This window comes from Streptomyces sp. NPDC059906 (assembly GCF_042730645.1).
In the GTDB taxonomy this organism is placed as follows: Bacteria; Actinomycetota; Actinomycetes; order Streptomycetales; family Streptomycetaceae; genus Streptomyces; species Streptomyces rubrogriseus.
Map to the genome: position 1 here is coordinate 249,059 of NZ_JBHWKU010000008.1, position 24,989 is coordinate 274,047.

A 24,989-nucleotide genomic window follows, 5' to 3' on the forward strand; every position below is an offset into this window, starting at 1 on the left:
GCTGCGCACAAGTATCGACCGGTCCCCGCCCACGTCAAGGCCGCCCCGGAAGACGGAAGTTCGTCCGGTTCGCACGCGGCCCCGGTCAGGGGATGCGCGCCACGCCCGCATAGAAGCCGCTGCGTTCCCGCACCGGTGCCGGTTCCTCCTGGTACCACTCGGTCGCGAACACCAGACCGGGCTCGACGAGTTCGAGGCCGGAGAAGAAGGGCTCGACCTCGCTCCGGGTGCGCATCCGCAGCGGGATGGCCCCCTTCTTGTAGGCGGACTCGGTCTCCTGCTTCAGCTCCGGGTGCTGGTCGGCGGTGCCGTGCGACAGGAGCAGGTAGCTGCCGGAGGGAAGGGTGTCCACGAGGGTGCTCACGACCCGGTAGGGGTCCTCGTCGTCCGGCAGGAAGTGCAGGAGCGCGATCAGGGAAAGGGCGATCGGACGGTCGAAGTCCAGTGCCTCACGGGCGCGTTCGAGGATCGTCGCGGGCTGCCGTACGTCCGCGTGGAGGAAGTCGGTGACTCCCTCCGGGGTGCTGGTCAGCAGTGCTTCCGCGTGGCGGAGGACGATCGGGTCGTTGTCCGCGTAGACGATCCGGGCGGCCGGGCTGATCGCCTGCACGATCTGGTGCAGGTTGGGTTCGGTGGGGATGCCGGTGCCGATGTCCAGGAACTGGTCGACGCCGTTCTTCGCCAGCCAGGCCGCCGCGCGGTGCATGAACGCCCGGTTCCGGGCCGCGTTGCCGCGTGCCTCCGCGGGGAGGGTCTCGCCGACCCGCTGGTCCACGGGGTAGTTGTCCTTGCCGCCCAGCAGCCAGTCGTAGACGCGGGCCGGGTGCGGCTTGCTCGTGTCGATGTGAGGTCTGGGGGCACCGGCGGTCACAGGACACTCCTCCGTACGCGAAACGGCATGGTCGGGTCGTCAGCGTAGCGGGACCGGCGCCCGCTCTCGTGTCAAGATGATGTTCCGACCGGCGCGCACCCAGGTGTTCATCACTCCAGCACCTTGGGCGGCCCACGAGTTGAGGACGGAGTCAGGCCGCATGACCTCCCTGAGCAGTGGCGAGAGCGCCGCCCACCCCGACCGGATCGACACGAGCAGGCCCCATCCCGCGCGGATGTACGACTACTTCCTCGGCGGGAAGGACAACTACGAGGTCGACCAGAGGGCCGCCGAGCAGTTCATGAAGGCGGCGCCCGAGGTGCGTGAGGGAGTTCTCGCCAACCGGCACTTCATGCACCGGGCGGTGCGGCACGTGGTGGGCGAGGGCGGTGTCCGCCAGATACTCGACGTGGGCACGGGCCTGCCCACCGAACCCAACGTGCACCAGATCGCGCGGTCCCTCGCTCCCGGTACCCGGGTCGCGTACGTCGACAACGACCCCATCGTCGCCACCCACTCGAGGGCCCTGGCGGACGACCCGGACACCGCCGTCGTCCTGGCCGACCTGCGCGACCCCCGCACGATCCTCGACCATCCCGAGGTGCGCGCGGTCATCGACTTCGACCGGCCGGTGGCGCTGCTGCTGGTCGCCGTGGTGCACTTCGTGGCCGACGCGCAGGACCCGGCGGGCATCGTCGCCACGCTGCGCGACGCGCTGCCCGCCGGGTCCTACCTCGTTCTGTCGCACGCGACGGGCGACGTCCACGAGGATCGGCGTGAGGACGCGGCGGCCGTCTACAACAAGGCCACCGCGTCGCTCAACCTGCGTTCGCACGCCGCGGTCCTCGACCTGTTCGGTGATTTCTCGATGGTCGAGCCGGGGCTGGTCCGGGTCACCGACTGGCGCCCCGAGGAGACGCGACGCCCCGACGCCCCGCCGATCGGCATCTACGGCGGAGTGGCACGCAAGGACGCCTGACACACGGCGGCGGCCCGGCCGCCCCGCCGGCGGCCACCCCCTCTGCTCCACCCGCATCCGCACCCACCACGGGGTCTCAGGCGGCCTTGCGCTCCCTCCCGCGCGCCCGGCCGATGATGTCCGCGTAGTGGTGTCCGCTGCCCTTGATCGTGCGGACCTGGGTCGCGTAGTCGACGTGGACCAGGCCGAAGCGCTTGTCGTAGCCGTACGCCCACTCGAAGTTGTCCAGCAGCGACCACGCGAAGTACCCGGCCAGCGGGGCTCCCCGGCGGGCGGCGGACGCGCAGGCCGCGAGGTGGGCGGTCAGGTACTCCTGGCGCTCGGGGTCGTCGACGGTGCCGTCGGGGCGGACCACGTCGGGGAAGGAGGAGCCGTTCTCGGTGACGTACAGCTTGCGCGGTCCGTACTCCTCGGTCAGGCGCAGCAGCAGGTCCTCGATGCCGCCGGCGTCGATCTCCCAGTCCATGCCGGTGCGCGGGACGCCGGCGCGGCGGACGGTGCGCACCTGCGGGGCGGGGCCGCTGGGGTCGGCGGCGACGGTCTGGGGGAAGTAGTAGTTCAGGCCCAGCCAGTCCAGTTCGGCGCCGATGAGCCGCATGTCGCCGGGCCGTTCGGGGAGTTCGACGCCGTAGACCTCGCGCATGTCCTCCGGGAAGCCGCGGCCGTGGATCGGGTCGAGCCACCAGCGGTTGGTGTGGCCGTCCATGCGGCGGGCTGCGGCCAGGTCCTCCTCCCGGTCGGTGGCGGCGTGGATGGTGGAGAGGTTGTTGACGATGCCCACCTGCGCGTCCGGGGCCGCCGCGCGGATGGCCTCCATCGCCAGGCCGTGCCCCAGGAGCAGGTGGTAGGAGGCGCGGACGGCGGCCGTGAGGTCGGTCCAGCCCGGGGCCATCTTGCCCTCCAGGTGGCCGATCCAGGCCGAGCACAGCGGCTCGTTGAGGGTGGCCCAGTGGCCGACGCGGTCCCCGAGGCGTTCGGCGACGACGGCGGCGTACGCGGCGAAGTGTTCGGCGGTGGCCCGCTCCGGCCAGCCGCCCCGGTCCTGGAGCACCTGGGGCAGGTCCCAGTGGTAGAGGGTGACGGACGGCGTGATGCCGGCCGCCAGCAGGTCGTCGACGAGCCGGTCGTAGAAGGCCAGGCCCTTGGCGTTGACCGGGCCGTCGCCGCCCGGCAGGACGCGCGGCCAGGCGACGGAGAGGCGGTAGGCGTTGGTGCCGAGGCGCCGCATCAGCTCGATGTCCTCGTGGGTGCGGTGGTAGTGGTCGCAGGCGACGTCGCCGTGGTCGCCGTTGTCGATCTTCCCGGGGGTGTGCGAGAAGGTGTCCCAGATCGACGGCGAACGTCCGTCCTCCGCCACGGCTCCCTCGATCTGGTACGCCGATGTGGCCGTGCCCCACAGGAAGTCGTCCGGGAGTGCGGCGAAGTCGATGGTCACGAAGGTCCTTTCGGGTTGGGGAAGGGTGCGGCGCGGAGGTGCGGCGGTCACTTCACCGCTCCGGCCGTCAGGCCCGCCACGAGATAGCGCTGGAGGAGCAGGAAGCCCGCGACCACGGGCACACTCACGACCAGCGAGGCGGCCATGATCTGGTTCCAGTAGACGTCGTTCTGCGTGGAGTAGCCCTGGAGTCCGACCGCGAGGGTGCGGGTGGCGTCGTTGGTCATGACGGATGCGAAGAGGACTTCGCCCCAGGCGGTCATGAAGGCGTAGACGGCGACCGCGACGATGCCGGGGATCGCGGCGGGCACGACGACCTTGAACAGGGCGCGCAGCGGCCCGCAGCCGTCGACGAGGGCCGCCTCGTCCAGGTCGCGGGGGACCGAGTCGAAGTACCCGATCAGCATCCAGATGGAGAAGGGCAGGGAGAAGGTCAGATAGGTGAGGATGAGGCCGCCGCGGGAGCCGAACAGGGCGATGCCGGTGGCGTTGCCGATGTTGACGTAGATCAGGAACAGGGGCAGCAGGAAGAGGATGCCCGGGAACATCTGCGTCGACAGGACGGTCACCGAGAAGACCCGCTTGCCGCGGAACTCGTAGCGGCTGACGGCGTAGGCGGCGAAGACCGCGATCACGACGGAGCAGACGGTCGCCGCGCCCGCCACGATCAGCGAGTTCACGAAGTACTTCGCCAGCGGGACCGTCGACCAGATGTCGATGTACGGGCGGATGGTCAGGTTGCTCGGCAGCCAGTGGAACTGGCTGGAGACGTCCTCGAGCGGCTTCAGCGAGCTGGACACCATGACGTACACCGGCAGCAGGACGAAGCCGGTGAGCAGGGTGAGGAAGACGCGGCGGGTCCAGGTGAAGGAGCGCGGCGCCGCCATCGGGGACCTAGACATCGGCCGTCTTCCTTTCCTCGTGCTTCCGCGGCGCCCGTGGGGTCCTCGTGGCCCGGGAGGTCACGAACAGGTACACGCCCGTCACCAGCAGCAGGAAGAGCAGCAGCAGGACCGACATCGCGGAGCCGGCGCCGAAGTTCCAGGTGACGAAGGACGACTGGTAGATGTGGATGGAGATCAGGTCGGCGGCTTCCGGCGCCGCCTTGCCGAACAGGACGAACGGCGTGTTGAAGTCGTTGAACGTCCACAGGAACAGCACCAGGACCAGGACCTGGTTGACCGGACGCAGCGACGGCAGGGTGATGCGGCGGATCTGCTGCCAGACGCCGGCGCCGTCCAGGGCGGCGGCCTCGTACAGCTCCTTGGGGATGTTCTGCAGGCCGGCCATGACGATGAGGAAGGCGAACGGCCAGCCCTTCCACACCGACACGACGAGCAGCGCGACGAAGCTGTTGTCGCCGATCAGCCAGAAGGAGGGCTTGTCGGTGAGGCCCAACTGGTCGTGCAGGACGTGGTTCACCAGGCCGTTGTCGTGCTGGAACATGAACGCCCAGGTGATGACGGCCGCGTAGACCGGCAGGGCGTACGGCACCAGGAAGATCGCGCGGAGCAGGCCACGGCCGCGGAAGGCGTCCTGCATGCAGATCGCGGCGGCGGTGCCGATCAGCCAGCACAGGCCGACGGAGAGGATCGTGAAGGCGCAGGTGACGAGGAAGGAGTGGAGCAGCGCCTCGCCGACGGGCGCGTCGAAGTCCACCGACATGGTGAAGTTGTCGAGGCCGGTCCACGGGGCGGTGGTCCAGTCGCGGATGTAGAACTGGGTGAGTTCCTTGAAGCTCATCACGATGCCGATGACCATCGGCACCAGGTGGACGAGGAGTTCGAGGAGCAGGGCCGGCAGGAGCAGCAGGTAGGGCAGGCCGATGCGGCGGATCCGCCCGGGGCGGCGGCGGGGTCCGCGCGCCGTCCCGGGGGAGCTCTTGCCGACCGTCCGCTCGCCGGGCTGCGCCGAGGCGGTCGTGGTGGTCATGGCGAGGTCCGTGTCCGTGTCGGAGTCGGTGGGGCCGGTTCGAAGTCGAAGGTCGGGGCGCTCACTTGTTGGGCATCTGCTGCTGTGCCTTGGCGAGCTTCTCTTTGACGGACTCGGTGGTCACCTCGCGTCCGTTCGCGGCGTCGGCGAACAGCTCCTTGACGGCGGTGCCGACCGCGGTCTCGAACTGCGACTCGTCGGGCACCTGGGGCAGGGCCGCGGCGCTGGTGGCGAGGGTCTCGCGCAGGACGGTGGTGCCCTGGGTGTTGAACGCCGGGTCGGACTGGGCGGCCTTGACCGGCGGGATGGAGCCGTACGCCTTGTTGAGGAGCTTCTGCTCGGCGTCGCTGGTCATGAACTTCACGAACTTGGTGGCGCCGTCGAGGTTGTCGCTGTTCTTGAAGACGGCCATGTTGATACCGGCGACCATGGAGTTGATGGCCTTGCCGGCGCCGGGGGTGCCGGACGGGACGGGGGCGGGGGCGATGCCCCACTCGTCCTCCTCCATGCCCATGGTCTTGAAGGTGGCGGAGGCGGTCTGCCACAGCACCATCGCGGTCTTGCCCTTGGCGAAGTCGCTGAGGGACTGGTTCTGCGCGTACTCGGCGTTGCCGGGCGCGATGACCTTGTCCACGGCCATCAGGTCGACGTACTGCTTGACGGCCGCGACGGCGCCGTCGGAGGTGAAGTCGGGCTTGCCGTCGGCGGTGAAGAAGTCGGCGCCGTGCTGCTTGGCCAGGACGAAGACCTGGTGGATGTTGTTGGACAGGTTGGAGCCCTCGGCGCCCAGGCCCCACTTGCCGTCCTTGGAGATCTTCTTGCCGGTCGCCACCAGCTCGTCCCAGGTGGCCGGGGGCTTGGTGATGCCAGCGTCGGCGAACATCTGCTTGTTGTAGTAGAGCGCGTAGGCCATCGAGTACAGCGGGACCGCGGCCGGGTCCTGGCCCTCGACGCCGGTGGAGCCGAGCGCGGAGTCGACGAAGCGGTCCCTGCCGCCGATCTTCTCGAAGTTCTTGGCGTCCCAGGGCAGCAGGGCGCCGGTGGCCTGGAGGGAGGCGCTCCAGGTGTTGCCGATGTTCAGGACGTCGGGGCCCTGTCCCGAGGTGGTGGCGGTGAGGATCCGGTTCAGCAGGTCGGACCAGGGCACGACCTCCAGCTTCACCTTGATGCCCGTCTCCTTCTCGAACTTGTCGAGTTCGGGCTGGAGGACCTTCTTGTCGACCTCGATGCTGGCGCCCTGGTTGGAGGCCCAGTAGGTGAGTTCCTTCGGCGAGTCGTTGGATCCGCCGCCCGAGGAGGAGCCCCCTCCGCAGGCCGTGGCGGCGAGTGCGAGAGACATGGTGACGGCGCCTACGGCCGCGGCTCGGATGCTGCGCATGGCTCCTGGGTTCCTTCCGGGAGTCGGTCGGGAAGTCCCGACGGCGGCTTCGGCTGTTTCCCTTCCGAAGCCCCTCATGGCTTAATTTAGGACGTGAGTTAAACCCCGAGAGAAAGACTCGTCAAGGTCTCGCGCACGTTCGAGGGGCGCGCGGGAGCAGAAAAGGAAGGGGCCGGATGGCCAGGCACGGCGGGCGCACGGTCCGTGACCTGCGGCGGGAGAGCCGCAGCACCGTTCTGCAACGGTTGTATTTCGACGGGCCGATGAGCCGGCTCGCACTGGGCTCGGCGGCCGGCCTGAGTTCGGGATCCGTCAGCAACGTGGTCGCCGAGCTGATGGCCGACGGACTCGTGGAGGAGGCGGGCACCCTCGGCGCGGACGGCGGCCGGCCGCGCACCCTGGTCCGCGTCGCGGCGGACCGGGGGCGCCTCGTCGGGGTCGACGTCGGCGAGACCCGCGTACGCGTGGAGCTCTTCGACCTGTCGATGTCCGAACTCGCCCGGACCGAGCGCGTGCTGCCCGGACACGGGTCGCGCTCCTACGACGTCGGTGTCGTCGCCGGGCACATCCTCGACGGGGTCGCTCAGGTGCTCGGCGCCGACCGCGCCGACGGCCGGGCGCAGGGCCGCGGTGAGCTGCTGGGGGTCGGCATCGGTGTCCCCGGCATCGTCGAGCGCACGACCGGCGGCACCCTGGTGCACGGCCAGACCGTCGGCTGGGACGCGGTCCCGCTGGAGGCGCTGCTGCGCGACTCGGGCCGACTGCCCGCGCACGTACCGCTGTTCATCGAGAACGGCGCCAGGACGCTGGGGCAGGCCGAGATGTGGTTCGGCGGCGGACGCGGTGCGCGCAACGCCGTGGTCGTGCTCTTCGGCTCCGGGGTCGGCGCGTGCGTGGTCACCGACGAGGTCGAGCAGGGACGTGCGGTGGAGTGGGGGCACCTGACGGTACGGGTGCGCGGGCGCCGCTGCCGGTGCGGCGCACGGGGCTGCCTGGAGGCGTACGCCGGGGCGGAGGCGCTGCTCGCGCGGTGGCGGGAGGCGGGCGGACAGCCGCCGTCCGGCGTCGACGAGGAGGCGGCGCTGACCGCCATGCTGTCCGCGGCCGGGCCGGGGGACGGGGGCGAACCGGACCCGGTGGCGTCGCGGGTGCTCGCGGAGACCGCCGAGTACCTGGGCGCGGGGCTGGCCGACCTGGTCAACCTCTTCCAGCCCGAGCGGGTCCTGGTGGGCGGCTGGGCCGGACTCCAACTGGGCCCGGCCTTCCTGGAGTCCGTACGGACCCACACGCTCGCCCACGCCCTGCGGCACCCCGCCGGACGGGTGGGCATCGCGCTGGGCCGCCTCGGACCCGACGCGGTGACGGTGGGCGCCGCGATCCTGCCCCTGGCGGCGTTCTTCGCCCGCGGCGGCCGGCGTCCGCCGGTCGACTCCCCCGCTCCGGCCCCGGCGTGGCGGGCGGCTCTCGGGGGGAGGCTGGCGGGGCAGCGGGGCGGCGGATGAGGGCGTGCGCGCGGCGCGTGCAGCGGCAGGTGCGTGGACTAGGCTGACCGACCGGGAGGGGCGGGCCGGGGAGTGACCCGGGAGCGACCCGGAGGCGGCCGATGGCGACGATGGCGACGATGGCGACAAGGAGAACGACGAGATGGCAGGCCGAAGGCGCTGGTCGACCGAGCAGATCCTGGACGCGGCGGCGGAGCTGCTGCTCGCGGGCGACGCCGAGACGTTCAGCGTGCGCAAGCTCGCCGCGGCGCTGGGGACCGACTCCTCCAGCCTCTACCGGCACTTCCGCAACAAGACCGAACTGCTGCGCGCGGTCGCCGACCGGAGCCTGCTGTCCGCCATGGACGGCTACCGGCCCGAGGGCGACTGGAAGCAGCGCCTCACCGCCGTGGCCCTGCGTCTGCGGGAGTCCTTCGGGCGGCAGCCGCAGCTCGCCGCGGTCTGGGGGCGCCACGGGTCGGGCGGCACGGGCTCCCGGCTGATGATGGAAGAGGTGCTGCGGGCCCTGCGCGCCTCGGGCCTGCCCGACGACGAGATCCCGGCGCGCTACCACCGGCTCGTGATCCTGATCTCCTCGCTGATCACCGCCGAGGGCGGATTCGGCGCCGTCGGTGCCCAGGAGCACGAGCAGGGCATGGAGCAGTTCCGGGTCGCGGTGCTGGGCGCCGATCCCGAGCGCTTCCCGGCCCTGGCCCATTTCGCCCGGGAGATCCGCCCGCTGGGCGCGGACCGCGGCGCCGCCTTCGAGGAGATCCTCGCCGCCCACCTCGCCCACATCGAGGCCGCGATCCCCTGACCCGGGCCGCCTACGCCGACTCCCGCACCACCAGCTCCGGGTCGAAGATCACCGACGTGGGCTCGCCGCGCGCGCCCTTGATGTGGTCGTCGAGGAGGCGTGCCATCGTGGCCGCCATCTCCTCCACGGGCTGCCGTACGGTGGTCAGCCGGGGACGGCAGGTGACGGCCACACTGGAGTCGTCGAAGCCGACGACCGCTACGTCCTGCGGCACCCGGCGCCCGTGGTCGCGCAGCACCTGGACGGCGCCCTGGGCCATCAGGTCGTTGGCGGTGAACACGCCGTCGGCGTCCGGGTGTTCGGCGAGCAGTGACGTCATCGCGGCCATGCCGCTGTCCACCGTGAAGCCGCCCTCGGCCACCGGCACGTACGGGTGCCCGTGCCGGGCCAGGGTGTCGCGGAAGCCTGCCAGGCGCTCCTGGCTGGCCGCGACCGCCAGCGGGCCCGCGACGGTGGCTATCCGGCGGCACCCCCGCTCCAGCAGGTGCTCGGCGGCGAGCCGGCCGCCGTCGCGGTGGGCCAGGTCGACGTAGCTGAGCGGCACGGGGCGGCCCGGACGGGCGAACAGCACCGCCGGAAGTCCGGCTCCGGCGAGCAGCGCGGGCAGCGGGTCGTCGGGGTGCGTGGACACCACCAGCGCACCGTCCGCGCCGCCCTGCCTGAGGTAGGCCACGACCTCCTGCCGGGCCTCGGGCGTCTCGGCGAACATCAGCACCGGATGCATCCTGCGGGGCCGCAGATGCCCGACCACGCCGCCCACGACGCGGCCGAAGAACGGGTCGGCGAAGACCCGCGTGGCGAACGCGTTCTGCTCCGTGTCCGTGGCGTCGCCCGCGCCCGAGACGACCAGCGCGACGGTGGTCGTGCGCCGGGTCACCAGCTGTCTGGCGGCCTGGTTGGGCGCGTACCCGGTCCGTTCGATGGCCCGGCGGACCAGGTCCTGGATGGCCGGGTCCACGTTGCGGACGCCGTTGACCACCCGTGAGACGGTGGCCCGGGAGACACCGGCCTCCCGGGCCACGTCCTCCAGGGTCGGGGCCTGTCTGCTCATGCCCGCACCCTAACCGGCGGGGTCCGGCGCACGGTAGAGCGCTCTCCGCGCTCTGTCCGCCGCCCCTGCCCGCCGCTTCTGTCCGCCGCTCCTGCCCCGCCGCTCCTGCCCGCCGCGCTCTGCCCGCCTCGCCCCCGTCCGCCGCCCTCACGCGGAAGCCGCAGGCACCACCTCCACCTCCGCCGCCAGCGGCACGTCCCCCGCCGACCGCCCGGCCAGCACCAGGCAGGGCCCCGCCTCCGTACGCCAGGCGTGCTCCGCCACCGACCAGTGGCGCAGGGCCCGCGCCGGGACGCGCACCGTCGCCGTCACCGTCTCCCCCGGGCGCGCCCGCACCGCCGCGTACCCGGCCAGCCACCGCGCGGGACGGTCGAGGGCCGACGCGGGCCGGGCCAGGTACACCTGGACGACCTCCCGGCCCGCTCGCGCACCGGTGTTGCGCACCCGCACGCGCACGGTGAGGTCGTCGCCCGCCCGGGTCGCCGGCGGGACGGTCAGCTCCTCGTACCGCCACGTCGTGTAGCCGAGGCCGTGTCCGAACCAGTAGGCGGGCGTGCGGTGGTGGCGGAGCCAGCCCCGGTGACCGAGGTGCAGGCCCTCGTCGTAGTCGAGGCGGCCGCCGTCGGGGCGGGTGCGGGTGACCGGGGCGTCGGCGAGGACGGCCGGCCAGGTGGTGGGCAGTCGTCCGCCCGGCTCGGCGTGTCCGAAGAGCACGTCGGCCAGTCCACCGCCGCCCTCCTGTCCGGGGAACCAGGCCAGCAGCACCGCGCCCGCCTGCTCCCGCCACGGCAGTTCCACCGGGCCGCCGCTGTTGACGACGGCGACGGTGCGCGGGTTGGCGGCCGCGACGGCGCGGACCAGCGCGTCCTGGGTGGCGCCGAGCGCCAGACCCGTACGGTCGTAGCCCTCCGACTCCCCGTGTTCGGTGGTGCCGACGACCACGACCGCGGCGTCCGCCGCACCGGCCGCGCGGGCGGCCTCGGCGAGCGACGCGGTCACGTCCGGGGCGGGCGGGGCCGCGACGAGGACGGTCGCCCGGCCGGTGCCGGGTGCCAGCTCGCGCCGGGCCACCAGCAGGGTGTCCCGGCCGGCGGTGAGGTCGGCGGTGGCGTACCGGGCGGGCGGGTTGACGTGCACCACCGCCGGATCGTCGGTGGACGGCGGGAAGTCCCCCTCCAGCAGGGTGCGTCCGTCCCTCGTCAGGCTCATCCGGCCGAACCCGGCCACGCCCAGGGACCAGGAGCCGCCGGTGCGGGGACACAGCCGCGCGCGGATCTCGACGGTGTGCGCGCCCGGCACCAGGCGGGGCTCCAGCAGGCGCCCGCCGCGGCGCCGTTCGGCGTACAGCTCGCGGCCGTCCGCGTCGAGCATCCGCAGCAGGACGCCGGGCAGCCCCGAACGCGGGTCGGTGCAGGTGTCCGGGTCCAGTGGAGGCGCGGGGCCGTCCGGCCGGGGGCCCGGGACGTGCACGACGCGGGCCCGGCCGCGCAGTTCGGCCCGGATGCCGTCGAGGACGGACACCTCGTCCTGCGGGAAGACCCCCGCGCTGCCGCCGCCCTGAATACGGGTCCGCGCGGCGTGCGCACCGATCACGGCGACCGTCCCGAGGCGCTCGGGGTCCAGTGGCAGGACGTCCCTGTTGGCCAGCAGCACGGCACCGGCTGCGACGGCGCGACGGGCCAGCGCCCGCCCGTCCCCGGCACGCCGCGGACCCGGCGCCGACGACTCCGCACCGTGCGCCGGGCCCGGGCCCCGGTCCGTGCGGCCCTCCGCCCCGGGCCACGGATCCGGGCCCGCCGCACCGTCCACACCCGGCGAGTCGGCCGGCCCGCCCGGGACCGGCGACCGGGACGCGTCGCGCCCGCCCAGCGCGCCCAGCCACGCCGCGAGTCGCAGCAGGCGCCGTGCCTTGTCGTCGACGGCCGGCTCGGGCACCGCGCCCTCGGCCACCGCGCGGGCCAGCGCCTCGCCCCAGGGGCCGTCGGGGCCCGGCATGGCGAGGTCGAGACCGGCGCGGGCGGTGTCGGTCGTGCCGCGCACCGCGCCCCAGTCGGAGACGACGACGCCGTCGAAGCCCCACTCGCGCTTCAGCGGGTCGGTGAGCAGGGCGTTCGCGGTCATCGTGGTGCCGTTGACCGCGTTGTACCCCGCCATGACGAGCCGGACCCCGGCGGTCACCGCCGCCTCGAAGGGGGCGAGGTAGACCTCCCGCAGCGCCCGTTCACCCAACCGCACGTCGACGGTGAGGCGGTCGGTCTCGGAGTCGTTGGCCACGTAGTGCTTGGCGGTGGCGGCCACGCCGTGCGCCTGGATCCCGCGGACCAGCGCGGCGCCGATCCGGCCGGTCAGCTCGGGGTCCTCGGAGAGGCACTCGAAGTGCCGGCCGCCCAGCGGGCTGCGGTGCAGGTTGAGGGTCGGGGCGAGGAGGACGTCCACGCCCTTGCGCCGGGCCTCGGCGGCGAGCAGGCCGCCGAGGTCTTCGACCAGCGCCTCGTCCCAGGTGGCGGCGAGCGCCGAGGCGGAGGGCAGCAGGAGAGAGGTGCTCCGCTCGTCCCAGGCCTCGCCCCGTACGCCCGCCGGACCGTCCGACATCACCAACTCCCGGAGCCCCACCGCCGCTTCCGCCCTCGTGCGCCAGGTCGTGGCGCCGTTCAGCAGCAGTGCGCGGGCGCGTGGTGTCAGTTTGCCGAGCAGCCGGTCGATCTCTTCGTCACTCGTCCCCACCCGGGTCTCCCCCTTCCCCTCGTCCCCGGCGTCAGGCGTAGACGCCGAACTCGTACAGCGAGTAGCCGTAACCCGTGCCGCGTGCGGTGCCGTTGACGCGTACGTAGCGGCCGGTGCCGGACACGTCGAGGGTGTCGACGCCGCCGTTGCCGTCGGTCACCGTGGACACGGTCCGCCAGTTCTGCCCGTCGTCCGAGGTCTGGACGGTGTAGGCCTTGGCGTAGGAGGCCTCCCAGTACAGCTGGACGTGCCGGAAGCCGGTGCGGGTGCCGAGGTCCACCTGGAGCCACTGCGGGTCGCTCCAGTCGCTGGCCCACCGGGTGTCCGGGTTCCCGTCCACGGCGTTGGCGGCGGTGCAGGGGCAGTCGCCGTAGCTCGGCTGGAAGGAGGACGCGGTGGCCGGTTTGCCGAGGGCGACGTTCGTACCGTCGACGGCGGGCGGCACGACCCGCGCCGAGAGGGTCTCGACGCCGACGTTGCCCTTGCCGTCGGTGGCCTTGACGTACAGCTTCCAGACGCCGGGCCGCTCGGGGGCGGTGACTTTGAGGCGTCCACCGCCGAGATCGGTGACGGGCAGGGGGGTCAACTGCTTGCTCTGGTCGATGTAGTTGCTGTTGGCCAGTACTTCGTACCCGATCGGGTCGCCGTCCGGATCGGTGGCGCGCACCGTGAGGACCAGGTCCTTGCCGGCCTGCACCTTGCCCGCGTCGCCCTCGACGCCGAAGCCGCTCACCACCGGCGGGGTGTTGTCGCGCGAGGTGTCGCCGCCGTAGGCCCGCTTCACGGCGTAGTACGACAGCCGCTTCTGGCCCGCGGGCAGCAGGTTGAACCAGATGCCGCCGAAGTCGTACTCGGTGCCGTAGTGGAACAGGGTCGCGCCCAGGGCGACTCCGCGGTGCCCGGTGACGCAGTTCCAGGCGTCGGTGTAGCCCTGCGCCTTGGCCTGGTCGGTGGGTTCCTTCGGTACGCCGTTGGCGTCGTCCGGCACCTCCCACTCGCCGGCCGGCCCGGACTCGGTGACGATGTACGGCTTGGTGTAGCCGCCCTGTTCCCAGGCGGAGCGCACGTCGCACACGGCGTCGTAGGAGTTGACGGCGTACAGGTCCAGGTCGGGGGCGTTCTTCTGGTAGTAGGGCCAGGCGCCGACCCAGGCGTCGGTGGAGGTCACCGGGTGGTTCGGGTCGACGGCGTGGATCTTCTTGGCGACGTCGTTGACGAAGGTGGTGTAGGCGTCGCGCTGGCGCTCCAGCTCGTCGCCGCTGTAGCAGTTCTGCAGGCCGAGCACCGACTCGTTGCCGACGTTCCACATCAGGACGCCGGGGTGGTCCTTGTACTCCTGGACCCAGCGCGGGAACTCGGCCAGCATCTGGTCCTTGTACGCGGTGTCGGTGAGGTAGTTGACGCAGCCGCCGCTGCCCGGGCCGCCGCCGGGCTGGAGCCAGAAGCCGGCGACGACCTTGACTCCGTGGGCGGCGGCGGAGTCGAGGAGGGGGCGGCTGCTCGCGTCGGTGCCCCAGGTGCGGATGGTGTTGACGCCCATGGACGCCAGGTCGGGCATGTACCGGTCGGCGTCGGCGGGGGACGGCCCCCAGGTGAGGCCCTTGACCGTGTACGGGCTGCCGTCGACGGTCAGTTGCCAGTTGCCCTGGCTGCCGGTGACCTTCACGACGCTGCCGGCGGCGTGCGCCTGCGCGGCGGGCAGCGCGGTGAGCGCACCGAGCGTGAGCAGGCCGGCCGTGAGGGGGGCGGTGAGTCTGCGGGCGGGGGTGAGTCTGCGGGCGGGGGTGAATCTGCTGGTGGGGGTGCGGGGTCGGCTCATCGGGATGTGTCTCCGGTCTGCGGGGTATGGGGGGGGGCGGCCCGGCCGTGGCGGGGGCGGGGACGGCCGGGCCGGTCTCAGGGGCCGAGGGGCGGTCAGGGCAGCTCGTAGTCCTCGTTGAGCGCCGCTCCGGCCTCCGGGTGGGTCTGGTCGTACCCGCGCGCGTCGCACTGCAGCCCGCCGACGATGCAGTGGCCGACCATGGCGTCCAGGGTCGCCTCGTCCCAGGCGTTGAAGAAGTCGTAGTGGAACGAGTAGCTCGCGCCACTGGCCAGCCGTACCCGGGAGAGGTCGCCGTTGACCGGGAAGGCCATCTTGAACTCGATCATCGGCAGGGCGACCGGGTGGTCGGCAGGGCAGATGTTGTTGTTGGTCCCGGGGTTGACCACCGGATACGCCATGTGGCTCTTGTGGTCCGGCGTGTCCAGGTTCCTGCCGTCCCAGCAACTGGGCGCCTGGAAACGGATGTTGACCTGGACGTCCTGGCGTTCGGGGCAGTCGGTGGGGAAGTCGACGTTGAAGAAGCTGTCGCCGCACTCCCAGCCCTCGACGAAGCCGGGGTGGTCGCGGAACTCCTGCGCGCTCTGCATCGGGCTGGCGACGACGTAGCGCAGGCCCTTCGGGAAGGGACGCACGCTGGTGTAGTCGGTGACGCCGGCCTTGTAGTAGATGGTCTGCGGGCCGACCGGGAGCACCGGACGGTCACCGTCGTACATGGTCGGCATCCAGTAGCCCGAGCGGTCGCCGGGCGCCAGACAGGTGGTGGACCCGGCGTCGAGGGAGGCGGTGGTGCTGTACGCGTTGGTCGTCGTGTTGCCCATGAAGGTGTGGTCGTGGGACTTCCCCGGCTGCTGGGCGTAGACGATCGGATCGTCGGGCGCCGTGTGGCTGACCCCGCAGTTGGCCTGGAACTCGTGGAAGTAGCGGTGCGGCGGCTCCTTCGTGGACGGGGTGACACCGGTGACCGGCGGGTTGGCGGGGATGTAGCCGTCGCCGTCCGGGTCCTCGGGCGAGGCGGCGGTCGAGACCGCCATGGTGTGCCCCGCGTGCGCGGCTCGGGCCGGGGCGGACGCGGCGGACGTGTCCGCGTTGGCGGCGACCGAGCCGATGCCGATCGAGGTCAGCAGTAACGCGCTCGCGACGAGGGTGCCGGACAGAACTTTCGATCTCCGTGGCATGGAGACCTCCTGAGAAGGTCGGGGAAATTCTCGGAGAGCGCTCTCCCACGTCGGAGTGTTGAGGGCACGGGGAAGGGTGTCAAGGGCTTGGACGGAAGCGGCGGCGGGTGGACCAACGCGCCCCGCGTCCCCACTTGTTGAACACAGCACACAAGAAACGGTCGCAACTCTTGACGTGTCGTGCGCGCAGATGAAGCATGCACACCCAGAGAGCGCTCCCCCACCCCCACTTCGTTCACTTTCCGAACAAGGAGAGCCGCCCGCATGCCCTCTTCCCCCACGCCCTCCCCCACACCTTCCCCCACACCCTGCTCCGCGCCCGAGCCCTCCGGGGTGCGGCGTCGCAGCCTCCTCGCGGCAGCCGCCGCGGCACCCGTGCTGGCCTCACTCGCCGGCGTGGGAACCGCCGCCGCCGACTCTCCCGACTCCCCCGACGGCCCTCGTGCCCTGCCCGGCGGTGGCGACCTCGGGCCGAACGTCATCGTCTTCGACCCGTCCACGGCGAACATCCAGGGCAGACTGGACGAGATCTTCAAGCAGCAGGAGTCCGCCCAGTTCGGCACCGGGCGCTACGCGCTGCTGTTCAAGCCCGGCACCTACCACGGGCTCAACGCCCAGCTCGGCTTCTACACCTCCGTCGCGGGCCTCGGCCTCTCCCCCGACGACACCACCATCAACGGCGACGTCACGGTCGACGCCGGCTGGTTCGACGGCAACGCCACGCAGAACTTCTGGCGTTCGGCGGAGAATCTCGCGCTGGTCCCGGTCAGCGGCACCAACCGCTGGGCGGTCTCGCAGGCCGCGCCCTTCCGGCGCATGCACGTGCGCGGCGGCCTCAACCTCGCCCCCGACGGCTACGGCTGGGCCAGCGGCGGCTACATCGCCGACAGCCGGATCGACGGCACGGTCGGCCCGTACTCCCAGCAGCAGTGGTACACCCGGGACAGCTCGGTCGGCGGCTGGCTCAACGCCGTGTGGAACATGGTGTTCTCCGGCGTGGAGGGCGCGCCCGCGCAGAGCTTCCCCGAACCTCCGTACACGACACTGCAGACGACGCCCGTCTCCCGGGAGAAGCCGTTCCTGTACCTCGACGGCGACGAGTACCGCGTGTTCCTGCCGGAGAAGCGCACCGACGCCCGCGGCGTCTCCTGGGGCAACGGCACCCCGCGCGGCACCTCGCTCCCGCTGTCCCAGTTCTACGTGGCCAAGCCCGAGGACTCGGCGGCCACCCTCAACCAGGCACTGGAGGAGGGCCTGCACCTGCTGCTGACGCCGGGGATCTACCACCTCGACCGAACCGTGGACGTGAAGCGCGCGGGCACGGTCGTCCTGGGCCTGGGCTACGCCACCCTCATCCCCGACAACGGCGTGACCGCCCTGAAGGTGGCCGACGTGGACGGCGTACGTCTCGCCGGATTCCTCGTGGACGCCGGTCCCGTCAACTCCGCGACCCTGCTGGAGGTCGGGCCCGAGGGGGCCTTGGCGGACCACGCGGCCAACCCGACCAGCGTGCAGGACGTGTTCGTCCGGATCGGCGGCGCGGGCCCCGGCAAGGCGACCACGAGCCTGGTCGTCAACAGCCGGCACACCATCGTCGACCACACCTGGGTGTGGCGCGCCGACCACGGCGACGGCGTCGGCTGGGAGACCAACCGCGCCGACTACGGCGTGGTGGTAAACGGCGACGACGTACTGATCACCGGCCTGTTCGTGGAGCACTTCAACAAGTACGACGTGCAGTGGAACGGCGAGCGCGGCCGCACGGTCTTCTTCCAGAACGAGAAGGCGTACGACGCCCCGGACCAGGCGGCGATCCAGAACGGCTCGATCAAGGGCTACGCCGCCTACAAGGTCGGCGACGACGTCACCGAGCACGAGGGCTGGGGTCTGGGCAGCTACTGCTACTACAACGTGGACCCGTCCATCGTGCAGCACCACGGCTTCGCCGCGCCGAACCGTTCCGGGGTGCGCTTCCACGGGCTGCTCGTGGTGTCGCTCGGCGGCAACGGGCAGTACGAGTGCGTCATCAACGACACGGGTTCACCCACGTCGGGGACGGACACCGTGCCGTCGAAGGTGGTGCAGTACCCCTGAGGCGAACGTGATGTCGGCCTTCAGGACCCGGCTGTGGTCCTGAAGGCCGACGTCGTCCGGGGGAGGCCGCCCAATTCGGTCTCCATCAATTCGTTACCAAGGTCACTACAACCCTTTCCAAGCGTGACACACATCACGACGCACGCTCACGGAATACCCAATTTCTGCCCGGTTTCTGCATTGGACGGGTCATCAATCCCCCGCTTCTATAGAGCACTTGAACCGCAGGGGGAGCGGCGAGATTTCCCCTCGTGTCCGAGAAGGGAGTCTTGATGTCACCATCACCACGGATATTCAGCAGACGCCAGTCACTGGCGATTTTCGGCGGAATCGCGGCAGGTACCGCGGTGCCTCTGGGGGTGTTCGGGTCCGGCCCCGCGTACGCGGCGGACACGGCGGAGGCCGACGGGGGTACGGGACTGCCCGACACCGACCGCGGCAAGGTCGTGCAGGCGTACCGGACCGGCGGCCGCGCGGTGCGCACGGCAGCGGCGGCGGCGCTGGTGGGCAACGCGGACACCGTGGCCACCTTCCTCGGCGAGCGGCTGCCGGCGGCCACGGCCGAGGACAATCGTTTCACCCTCACCGAGGCCCTGGTCAGCGCGGGCAAGGCGACGCGTACCGGGATCGGACAGGCGCTGTCCGGCGGGGACGCGGCGGTCGCCGCCTATCTGCAGGGCGGTTTCGGGTCGGCGGTGCACGAGGACCTCCGGGTGGCCGTGACCACCGTCAACGCGCACGGCGGCAAGGCCGTGAAGCGCGAGTCCTCCGAGGCGCTCGCGACCGGTACGGACTTCGCTCTGCGGGACTTCCTCAGCAGCGGGCAGTACCAGGCGCACGACGAGGACCAGCGCGTCGAGGTGACCTCCATCCTCGTGACCGCCTCGCCGCAGGTGCGGGAGTACGCGGAGCGGGCGCTCGACGACGGATCGCCGCGCGCGATCCAGTGGTTCCTGACGACCGGGCAGTACATCGCCCGGGCGCGGGACGAGGAGTCGGCGGAGATCCAGCAGCTCGTCAAGATCGTGGAGTCGGAGGGCCGGCGCGCCGAGCTGAAGACCGACGAGGCGGTCGAGCTGTCCGAGCAGGCGGTGCAGGCCGCCGCGAAGGCCAAGGCCGCCGCGCTGGAGGCGAAGGCCGAGGCCCAGGCCGCCGAGCAGGACGTGCAGCGCTCCGCCAGGGCCGCCAACAAGGCGGCGCGGGCCGCCCAGGGTGCCGCGGCCGCCGCATCGACCGCGGTGTCCGCCTCGCGCACCGCGCAGGCCGCGGCCCGGCGCTCGGTGACCGCCGCGAACGCCGCCGCGGCAGCCGCCGCGGCCGCGGGGCGCGCCGCATCGCGTGCGTACCGCGCCGCGATCGGCGCCTCCAAGAACGCGAACATGGCGGAGGCCGCCAACCAGGCGGCGAAGGCCGCGCGGGTCATGGTCGACTGGGTGCGCACCGTGGCCGCGAAGGCGAAGCTCGCGGCCCTCGCCTCCGACGCGGCCGAGGCCGCGGGCAACGCCGCCGCGGGTGCCGCGGTCAACTCGGCCGCCGCCGCGCGGGCTTCCGCCGACGCCGCCGCGGCCTCCGGTGCCGCGCAGTCCCAGGCCGCCGAGGCGCAGCGCCAGGCCGCCATCGCGGAGGCCGCCGCGGGCCGGGCCACGGCCGCCGCGAGCCGGGCCTCCACCCTGTCCCGCAGGTCGGCCGCCGCCGCCCGGTCCGCGTCCGCCGCCGCCGACAGCGCGGCCGACCACGCGGAGAAGGCGGCCGACGCCGCCGAGGAAGCGGCCCGGAACGCCGGCAAGGCCGTGGACTACGCCAACCGCTCCACCGCCGCCGCCAACGCCGCCGTGGAAGCCGCGAACAAGGCGTACGACGCGGTCACCGAGGCCCGGGAGGTCGAGAAGGAGGCCCGTGAGGCCGAGATCGCCCGGCTGAACGAGGAGACCGAGGAAGCGATCGAGGTCGCCAAGCAGCAGCGGCGCGAGGAGACCGACCGTCTGGAGCGCGCCAACCGGGAGCGCACCCAGGAGGCGCGGCTGTCCGAGGAACTCGTCGCGCTGATCACCGCGATGGAGGCGGCGTTCGCCGAGGGCCGCACCGGGGAGGCCGTGGACAAGGGCCGGCAGGCCGCCGTCCTGCTCCTCGACCGGTCCGGCACGTGGACCCGCGAGGCCGCCGAGTTCGCGCTGGCCGGCTCCGACGAGGACGTGCTGCGCTGGATCGAGGCCGACCGGCTCATCGCGCTGCAGCAGGACAACGCGGAGAACACCGCGGCCACCGCCGCGATCTCCACGCAGAACGTGGCCGAGGCCGCCACGGCGGCGCTGCGGACCGAGGACCCGGCCGCCGTCAGGACCTTCCTGGAGAAGGGCGCGGTCGAGGCGGCCAGGGACGACAACGAGGTCGAGGTCACCACGCTCCTCGCGGACGACTCCACCGGTACCGCCGTGCGGCGTGCCGCCGAGGCCGCCCTGACGGACGGCTCCGCCGAGGCGCTGCACACGTTCCTGCACGTGAAGCGCGCCGCGGCCGTCCACGAGGACGACAAGGTGGCGGCCACCACGCTCCTGGTCTCCGGCGGCCCGTACGTACAGGCCGCGGCGAAGGTCGCCCTCGATGGCGACACGCACATGCTGCGCCAGTTCATCGGCACGACGCAGCACGAGTTCGCGCGCATCGACCACGATCACGCCACGCACATCAGCGCCATCCGTGCGGCCATCGCGCGGGCGGCCAAGATCGCTCAGGACGCGCTCGAGGACGCCGCGCGCGCCTCCGAGGCCGCGGCCCTCGCCCGGCAGGCCGCCGAGGAGGCCACCGAGTGGGCAAGCAAGGCCAAGGGCTGGGCGGCCGACGCCAAGGCCTCCGCCGAGGAGGCGCGCCAGAACGCGGAGGCCGCGGAAGCCTCCGCTGCCGCCGCCGCCCGGTCCGCGCAGACCGCGGCGAACGCGGCCGCCGCGGCCCGCAGGGCGAGCAGTGTGGCGCGGGACGCGGCGAACCGGGCGGTGCGCTCCGCCGAGACCGCCGCGTCGTACGCCCTGGACGCCCAGCGCTCCGCGACCGTCGCACGCCAGGCGAAGCTCGCGGCGGGCAAGTCCTTCGCCGAGGCGGCGGTCGCCGCCACCGAGGCCCGGATCCTGGTCATCCAGGCCGCGATCCGGCAGGCGATCCAGGACGCGCTCGACAACTCGAAGGTGCCGATCGACGGCGAGACCGGGCTGCCCGACGGCGCCGAGAGCTGTCTGACGCCGTTCGGCGACCCGATCGAGCACCGCAACAACACCAACCCGTGGGAGCTGGGCTGGAGCTGGCTCACCGGCTCGGGCCCCTCCTCGCAGTGCTTCGGCCCGGACGACGAGTTCACCCGCCTCTACCGTGAGCACTCGCACACGCAGGGGGTTCTCGCCTACTTCCTCAACGAGTGGCAGCGGACCGGGAAGTACGAGCTGGGTCACACCTACATGAACGACTACATGCTCAGCGGCTTCGACGGCGCCGGCAAGTACATGACGGACTACGGGACGCTCACCACGGGCGGACTCACCGGCAACCTCGCGTACACGTTCCTGGGCTCGCACCAGGTCCGTATGACTCCCATCCGGGAGAACGCGGACGGATCGGTCACCTGGCGCTACACGGCGTACAACGAGTCGGACATCGAGTCGGCGACGCACCCTCCGGTCATCGGGTACACGGACTGGTGGAGCGACACCGTGGGCGCGTTCGTCGACAAGGTCGTCGGCGACGAGGGGCCGCTGTCGCCGAAGACCCAGGTGATCGAGTTCAACGTTACGCTGGGTCCGTGACGCGCAAGAGGGCAGGTGGACGGTGGCTCTTCGCCGTGCTCGCCGCGTCCGCGGTGCTCGTGTCGGGATGCTCGGGGTCGGTCGACCCGAAGAAGCTGCCCGGTGTGTACCGCAACGACGAGGGCGGGCAGATCGAGCTCTCGGCGGACGGCACGTTCTCGGCCGAGCGGGTGACGACGAACGAGAGCACGGGCCCGGTTGATTTCAGCGGCAGCTGGGACTACCAGGATCCGGACACCTCCAGCGATTTCGTCTACTTGGGGGTCGAGGACGGCGGTCTCGGAAAGACCGGCGGTATCCAGCTCTATGTAGACGATCAGGACACGCTGTACTTCCAGTCCGATCCGGACGGACCGGTCACGCAAAAGCTCAACAAGACGAGCTGAGTGGCCTCGCATTCTCGGCGGTTGCCCGATTCCTGTTCCTTTCAGGAATGGGGCAACCGCGTCAAGTGCGCCCTTCGACAGGGCGCTTCAACCCACGATCCGTCGAATTTCTAGGACTGTGATGAAGATACGCAGCTCATTCGTGCGCGCTCTGGGCGCCGCGGCCACCGCCGGCGCCCTGGCATGGGCCGTGCTCGCCCAGGGCAACGCCGGCGCCGCCAACGAGGCCGCCACGGAGGCCGTCGCCGAGGCCGCGCCCGGCTACGCCGTCGAGGACTACAACTACCCGAACGCCGACAAGATCCTGGCCGAGCAGAACATCGTCCTCAAGCGCGGCGACGGCCACATCGTGCTGGCCGACTGCGCCGGCGGGGGCAACCTCCTGCAGTTCCTCGCGCGCGACCACGAGGACGTCTGCTTCGAGGTCACCGCCGACGAGGGCTACCTGACCCTCGAACTGCCCGCGGTGCACGGGGTGAAGACGGACGACTCCGTCAACACCCACCTGGAGATGACCGCCGAGGACGACCAGGTCGAGTACGACATCCCCGCGGACACGTGGAAGGGCGTCGGCGAGTCCGTCGACGGCCGCGAGCACATCCTGGTCGAGATCCGCGTCACCAACTAGCCGGCCTCCCCTGTGATTGAGGAATCCACTCGTATGTCTTCCATCAGACGTTCCCGGTCGGCCGTGCTCGGCGCGGTCCTGACCGCCGGGTCGCTGGCGCTGAGCACGGCGGCCGCCGTCGCCGTCACCGGCGGCACGCCGGTCGCCGACTCGGACACCACCCACGCCTACACCGCGCAGATCACCATCGGCGCCCACGACCGCGGTTGCTCCGCGGTGCTCGTCGACGCCGAATGGCTGCTCACCGCGGCCAGCTGCTTCGCCGAGGACCCGGCCGCCTCGCTCGCCGTCCCGGCCGGTGCGCCCGCCAGGACGACCACCGCCGTCATCGGCCGTTCCGACCTCTCCGGCACGCAGGGCGCCGAGCGCCGCGTCGTGGAGATCGTGCCGCGCACGGACCGCGATGTGGTCCTGGCCCGCCTCAACCGGCCCGTCACCAACGTGACCCCGGCTCAGCTCGCCACCACCGCGCCCGCCACCGGCGCGGAGCTGACGTTCGCCGGATACGGCCGTACGGACACGGTTTGGGCGCCGCTCGAGCTGCACACCGGCACCTACACCGTCGACTCCACGGCGGCCACCTCCGCGGGCGTCACCGGCAAGGACGGCGCGGCCGCCTGCATGGGCGACACCGGCGGCCCGGTCGTCTCCGGCGGCAAGCTCGTCGGCCTCAACAGCCAGTCCTTCCAGGGCGGCTGCCTCGGCGTCGACGCGACCCAGACCTCCACCGCGGGCGTCATCGCGCGCGTCGACGACCTCGCCTCCTGGATCGACGAGAAGGCGGGCGCGACCCGCATCGTCGACTTCAACGGCGACGCCGTCGAGGACATCGCCGTCGGCGACCCGATGGCGACGGTCGGCGGTGACACCACCGCGGGGCTCGTCCGTGTCGTCCACGGCGGCGGCAAGGGCGTCGCCGAGATCACCCAGGATCTCGACTGGGTGACCGGCGGCGCCGAGGCCGGGGACCACTTCGGCAACCACCTCGCGACCGTCGACTACAACGAGGACGGCTACACCGACCTCGTCGTCACCGCCTCCGAGGAGAACGTCGGCAGCGCGGTCGACGCCGGCTTCTTCGACATCCTGTTCGGTGGCAAGGACGGCCTCGGCAGTGGCCCGGCCTCCCGCCACTTCGAACAGGGCTCGGGCAACGGTTCCATCGGCAGCGCCGCGCCCGAGACCGGCGACCGGATGGGCGCCTCCCTCGCCGCCGGCACCACCGCCGCGGGCGAGCCGTGGATCCTGGTCGGCGCGCCGGGCGAGGCGCTCGGTTCGCTCACCAAGGCGGGCGGCGCGTTCTACGTGCACGGCGACACCAACGTCAGCATCAATCAGGACTCTTCGGGTGTCCCCGGTGCGGCCGAGGCGAACGACGCCTTCGGCACGTCGGTGACGGGCGACTCCAACTTCATCGCCATCGGAGCTCCCGGTGACGTCATCGGCGGTGACGCGAACGCCGGCAACCTGGCCGTGCTCAGCCACAAGCTGGACGCCGCCGGACGGCCCACCGTGGTCGCCGGCATGGACCAGGACAACGAGAAGATCAGCGGCAGCGCCGAGGCCGGTGACAAGTTCGGTCAGGCCCTCGCACTGGTCGCCTACCGCCCGTCCGGTGCGGCCACGGCCACCGACTCGATCCTCGCGATCGGCGCGCCCGGTGAGGCCCTGGCCGCCGAGACCGGCGCCGCGCAGCGGGCGGGCGCGGGCAACGTCATGCTCGTGCACCTCGCGGCCGACGGCACCTGGGACTACCTGCACGCGCTCAACCAGGGCTCCGGCACCGACGACCGCTCCGGCACGATCGAGGCCGGCGACTCCGTGGGCGCGTCCCTCAGCGCGGTCAACACCGCCCCGAGGGAGGTCGGTTCGGCCGACACCCTGAAGATCGCCGTGGGCGTCCCGGGTGAGGACCTCGCGGGTGCCACCGACGCCGGCGCCATCCACACCTTCTCGCTGATGGGCTCGGCAGGCGCCAACGACCTGTGGATCGAGGCCGGCGACGGGGACGGCGTCCCCGGGACCCCGGGCGCCAGCGAGAGGCTGGGCACGAGCATCCACTTCACCCCGCGCAACCTCTACGCCGGTATGCCCTACGGGCCCGCCGCCACCGGAGCCCTGCACGTCCTGCCCTTCCCGAACGTCGTGCCGGGCGGTACGAGCCGCCCCGCGACCACGTACCAGCCGGGTCAGGGCGGTCTCCCGGCCAACGGCAACTACTTCGGGTACGCGGCGCGGTAGCGGCTGTCGCCGTACGGCCTGAGCCCCCGGGGAGCACCCGGTGACGCCTTTGGCCGATGCGGCGGCAGGTTCCTCTCGGCCCCGCCGGGCTTCGGCCCGGCGGGGCCGAGTGCTGCGCGGGTACGAGTGCTGCGCGGGAACGGGTGCTGCGCGGGAACGGGTGCGGGCGAGTGTTTTGGACTTC

Annotated in this window: 17 protein-coding genes; 8 read left to right on the forward strand and 9 right to left on the reverse strand. The window is 72.1% G+C overall.

The window, feature by feature from the left end; all coding sequences use genetic code 11:
* Positions 1-85: 85 nt before the first annotated feature.
* A complete protein-coding gene (locus ACFV9J_RS15835; RefSeq protein ID WP_385354469.1) occupies positions 86-871 on the reverse strand; it encodes an SAM-dependent methyltransferase in 786 nt (261 codons plus the stop codon).
* Between the two features lie 160 nt (positions 872-1,031).
* Between ACFV9J_RS15835 and ACFV9J_RS15840 the strand changes: the two genes are divergently transcribed.
* Entirely contained in the window at positions 1,032-1,850 is an 819-nt protein-coding gene (locus ACFV9J_RS15840) for an SAM-dependent methyltransferase (protein ID WP_385354471.1), read from the forward strand.
* A 76-nt stretch (positions 1,851-1,926) separates the two neighbouring features.
* On the opposite strand, the gene ACFV9J_RS15845 is transcribed toward ACFV9J_RS15840, so the two are convergent.
* The 4 genes from ACFV9J_RS15845 to ACFV9J_RS15860 all read right to left on the reverse strand — a co-directional run bounded on the left by ACFV9J_RS15845 (position 1,927) and on the right by ACFV9J_RS15860 (position 6,595).
* Positions 1,927-3,285, reverse strand: a complete 1,359-nt coding sequence (locus ACFV9J_RS15845) for a GH1 family beta-glucosidase (protein ID WP_385354473.1) — start codon at positions 3,283-3,285, stop codon at positions 1,927-1,929.
* Positions 3,286-3,332: 47 nt separating this feature from the next.
* Positions 3,333-4,172 (reverse strand): carbohydrate ABC transporter permease, encoded by an 840-nt coding sequence (locus ACFV9J_RS15850; RefSeq protein WP_003972375.1) that lies wholly within the window; start codon positions 4,170-4,172, stop codon positions 3,333-3,335.
* A gap of 7 nt (positions 4,173-4,179) precedes the next feature.
* Positions 4,180-5,217 (reverse strand): carbohydrate ABC transporter permease, encoded by a 1,038-nt coding sequence (locus ACFV9J_RS15855; RefSeq protein ID WP_385354475.1) that lies wholly within the window; start codon positions 5,215-5,217, stop codon positions 4,180-4,182.
* Between the two features lie 61 nt (positions 5,218-5,278).
* Positions 5,279-6,595: an ABC transporter substrate-binding protein gene (locus ACFV9J_RS15860; RefSeq protein WP_385354477.1), complete on the reverse strand. Its 1,317-nt coding sequence runs from the start codon at positions 6,593-6,595 to the stop codon at positions 5,279-5,281.
* 176 nt (positions 6,596-6,771) lie between these two features.
* Between ACFV9J_RS15860 and ACFV9J_RS15865 the strand changes: the two genes are divergently transcribed.
* The gene (locus tag ACFV9J_RS15865; RefSeq protein ID WP_385354479.1) at positions 6,772-8,097 is read left to right on the forward strand and encodes an ROK family protein; all 1,326 of its coding nucleotides are present in this window, start codon (positions 6,772-6,774) and stop codon (positions 8,095-8,097) included.
* Between the two features lie 142 nt (positions 8,098-8,239).
* Positions 8,240-8,893 (forward strand): TetR/AcrR family transcriptional regulator, encoded by a 654-nt coding sequence (locus ACFV9J_RS15870; protein WP_385354481.1) that lies wholly within the window; start codon positions 8,240-8,242, stop codon positions 8,891-8,893.
* 10 nt (positions 8,894-8,903) lie between these two features.
* Here the strand turns inward: ACFV9J_RS15870 and ACFV9J_RS15875 are convergent, their stop codons facing one another.
* The 4 genes from ACFV9J_RS15875 to ACFV9J_RS15890 form a co-directional block, all read right to left on the reverse strand.
* Positions 8,904-9,944 carry a LacI family DNA-binding transcriptional regulator gene (locus tag ACFV9J_RS15875; RefSeq protein ID WP_385354483.1) on the reverse strand — a complete coding sequence of 347 codons (1,041 nt, stop codon included), beginning with the start codon at positions 9,942-9,944 and terminating at the stop codon, positions 8,904-8,906.
* Positions 9,945-10,091: 147 nt separating this feature from the next.
* Positions 10,092-12,668, reverse strand: a complete 2,577-nt coding sequence (locus ACFV9J_RS15880) for a glycoside hydrolase family 3 C-terminal domain-containing protein (protein ID WP_385354485.1) — start codon at positions 12,666-12,668, stop codon at positions 10,092-10,094.
* A 31-nt stretch (positions 12,669-12,699) separates the two neighbouring features.
* Complete coding sequence (locus ACFV9J_RS15885; protein ID WP_385354487.1) at positions 12,700-14,487, reverse strand: discoidin domain-containing protein; 1,788 nt, start codon at positions 14,485-14,487, stop codon at positions 12,700-12,702.
* Positions 14,488-14,582: 95 nt separating this feature from the next.
* Positions 14,583-15,665 (reverse strand): DUF1996 domain-containing protein, encoded by a 1,083-nt coding sequence (locus ACFV9J_RS15890; protein ID WP_385354489.1) that lies wholly within the window; start codon positions 15,663-15,665, stop codon positions 14,583-14,585.
* Between the two features lie 264 nt (positions 15,666-15,929).
* Here ACFV9J_RS15890 and ACFV9J_RS15895 point away from each other — a divergent pair, with 264 nt between their 5' ends.
* The 5 genes from ACFV9J_RS15895 to ACFV9J_RS15915 all read left to right on the forward strand — a co-directional run bounded on the left by ACFV9J_RS15895 (position 15,930) and on the right by ACFV9J_RS15915 (position 24,805).
* A complete protein-coding gene (locus ACFV9J_RS15895) occupies positions 15,930-17,759 on the forward strand; it encodes a coagulation factor 5/8 type domain-containing protein (RefSeq protein ID WP_385354491.1) in 1,830 nt (609 codons plus the stop codon).
* Between the two features lie 347 nt (positions 17,760-18,106).
* Positions 18,107-21,550 (forward strand): hypothetical protein, encoded by a 3,444-nt coding sequence (locus ACFV9J_RS15900; protein ID WP_385354493.1) that lies wholly within the window; start codon positions 18,107-18,109, stop codon positions 21,548-21,550.
* Entirely contained in the window at positions 21,547-21,936 is a 390-nt protein-coding gene (locus ACFV9J_RS15905) for a hypothetical protein (protein WP_385354495.1), read from the forward strand. Before ACFV9J_RS15900 ends, ACFV9J_RS15905 begins: the two co-directional genes overlap by 4 nt.
* Positions 21,937-22,057: 121 nt before the next feature.
* Positions 22,058-22,564, forward strand: coding sequence for a hypothetical protein (locus ACFV9J_RS15910; protein WP_385354497.1), 507 nt, complete (start codon positions 22,058-22,060; stop codon positions 22,562-22,564).
* Positions 22,565-22,597: 33 nt separating this feature from the next.
* Positions 22,598-24,805: a S1 family peptidase gene (locus ACFV9J_RS15915; protein ID WP_385354499.1), complete on the forward strand. Its 2,208-nt coding sequence runs from the start codon at positions 22,598-22,600 to the stop codon at positions 24,803-24,805.
* Positions 24,806-24,989: the final 184 nt, after the last annotated feature.

Bases quoted from the DNA above. Each gene is read 5' to 3' on its own strand.
- ACFV9J_RS15860 (WP_385354477.1), bottom strand. From the start codon at position 6,595: ATGCGCAGCATCCGAGCCGCGGCCGTAGGCGCCGTCACCATGTCTCTC.
- ACFV9J_RS15885 (WP_385354487.1), bottom strand. From the start codon at position 14,487: ATGAGCCGACCCCGCACCCCCACCAGCAGATTCACCCCCGCCCGCAGA.
- ACFV9J_RS15840 (WP_385354471.1), top strand. From the start codon at position 1,032: ATGACCTCCCTGAGCAGTGGCGAGAGCGCCGCCCACCCCGACCGGATC.
- ACFV9J_RS15895 (WP_385354491.1), top strand. From the start codon at position 15,930: ATGCCCTCTTCCCCCACGCCCTCCCCCACACCTTCCCCCACACCCTGC.
- ACFV9J_RS15870 (WP_385354481.1), top strand. From the start codon at position 8,240: ATGGCAGGCCGAAGGCGCTGGTCGACCGAGCAGATCCTGGACGCGGCG.
- ACFV9J_RS15915 (WP_385354499.1), top strand. From the start codon at position 22,598: ATGTCTTCCATCAGACGTTCCCGGTCGGCCGTGCTCGGCGCGGTCCTG.
- ACFV9J_RS15890 (WP_385354489.1), bottom strand. From the start codon at position 15,665: ATGCCACGGAGATCGAAAGTTCTGTCCGGCACCCTCGTCGCGAGCGCG.
- ACFV9J_RS15865 (WP_385354479.1), top strand. From the start codon at position 6,772: ATGGCCAGGCACGGCGGGCGCACGGTCCGTGACCTGCGGCGGGAGAGC.
- ACFV9J_RS15875 (WP_385354483.1), bottom strand. From the start codon at position 9,944: ATGAGCAGACAGGCCCCGACCCTGGAGGACGTGGCCCGGGAGGCCGGT.
- ACFV9J_RS15910 (WP_385354497.1), top strand. From the start codon at position 22,058: ATGAAGATACGCAGCTCATTCGTGCGCGCTCTGGGCGCCGCGGCCACC.
- ACFV9J_RS15850 (WP_003972375.1), bottom strand. From the start codon at position 4,172: ATGGCGGCGCCGCGCTCCTTCACCTGGACCCGCCGCGTCTTCCTCACC.
- ACFV9J_RS15855 (WP_385354475.1), bottom strand. From the start codon at position 5,217: ATGACCACCACGACCGCCTCGGCGCAGCCCGGCGAGCGGACGGTCGGC.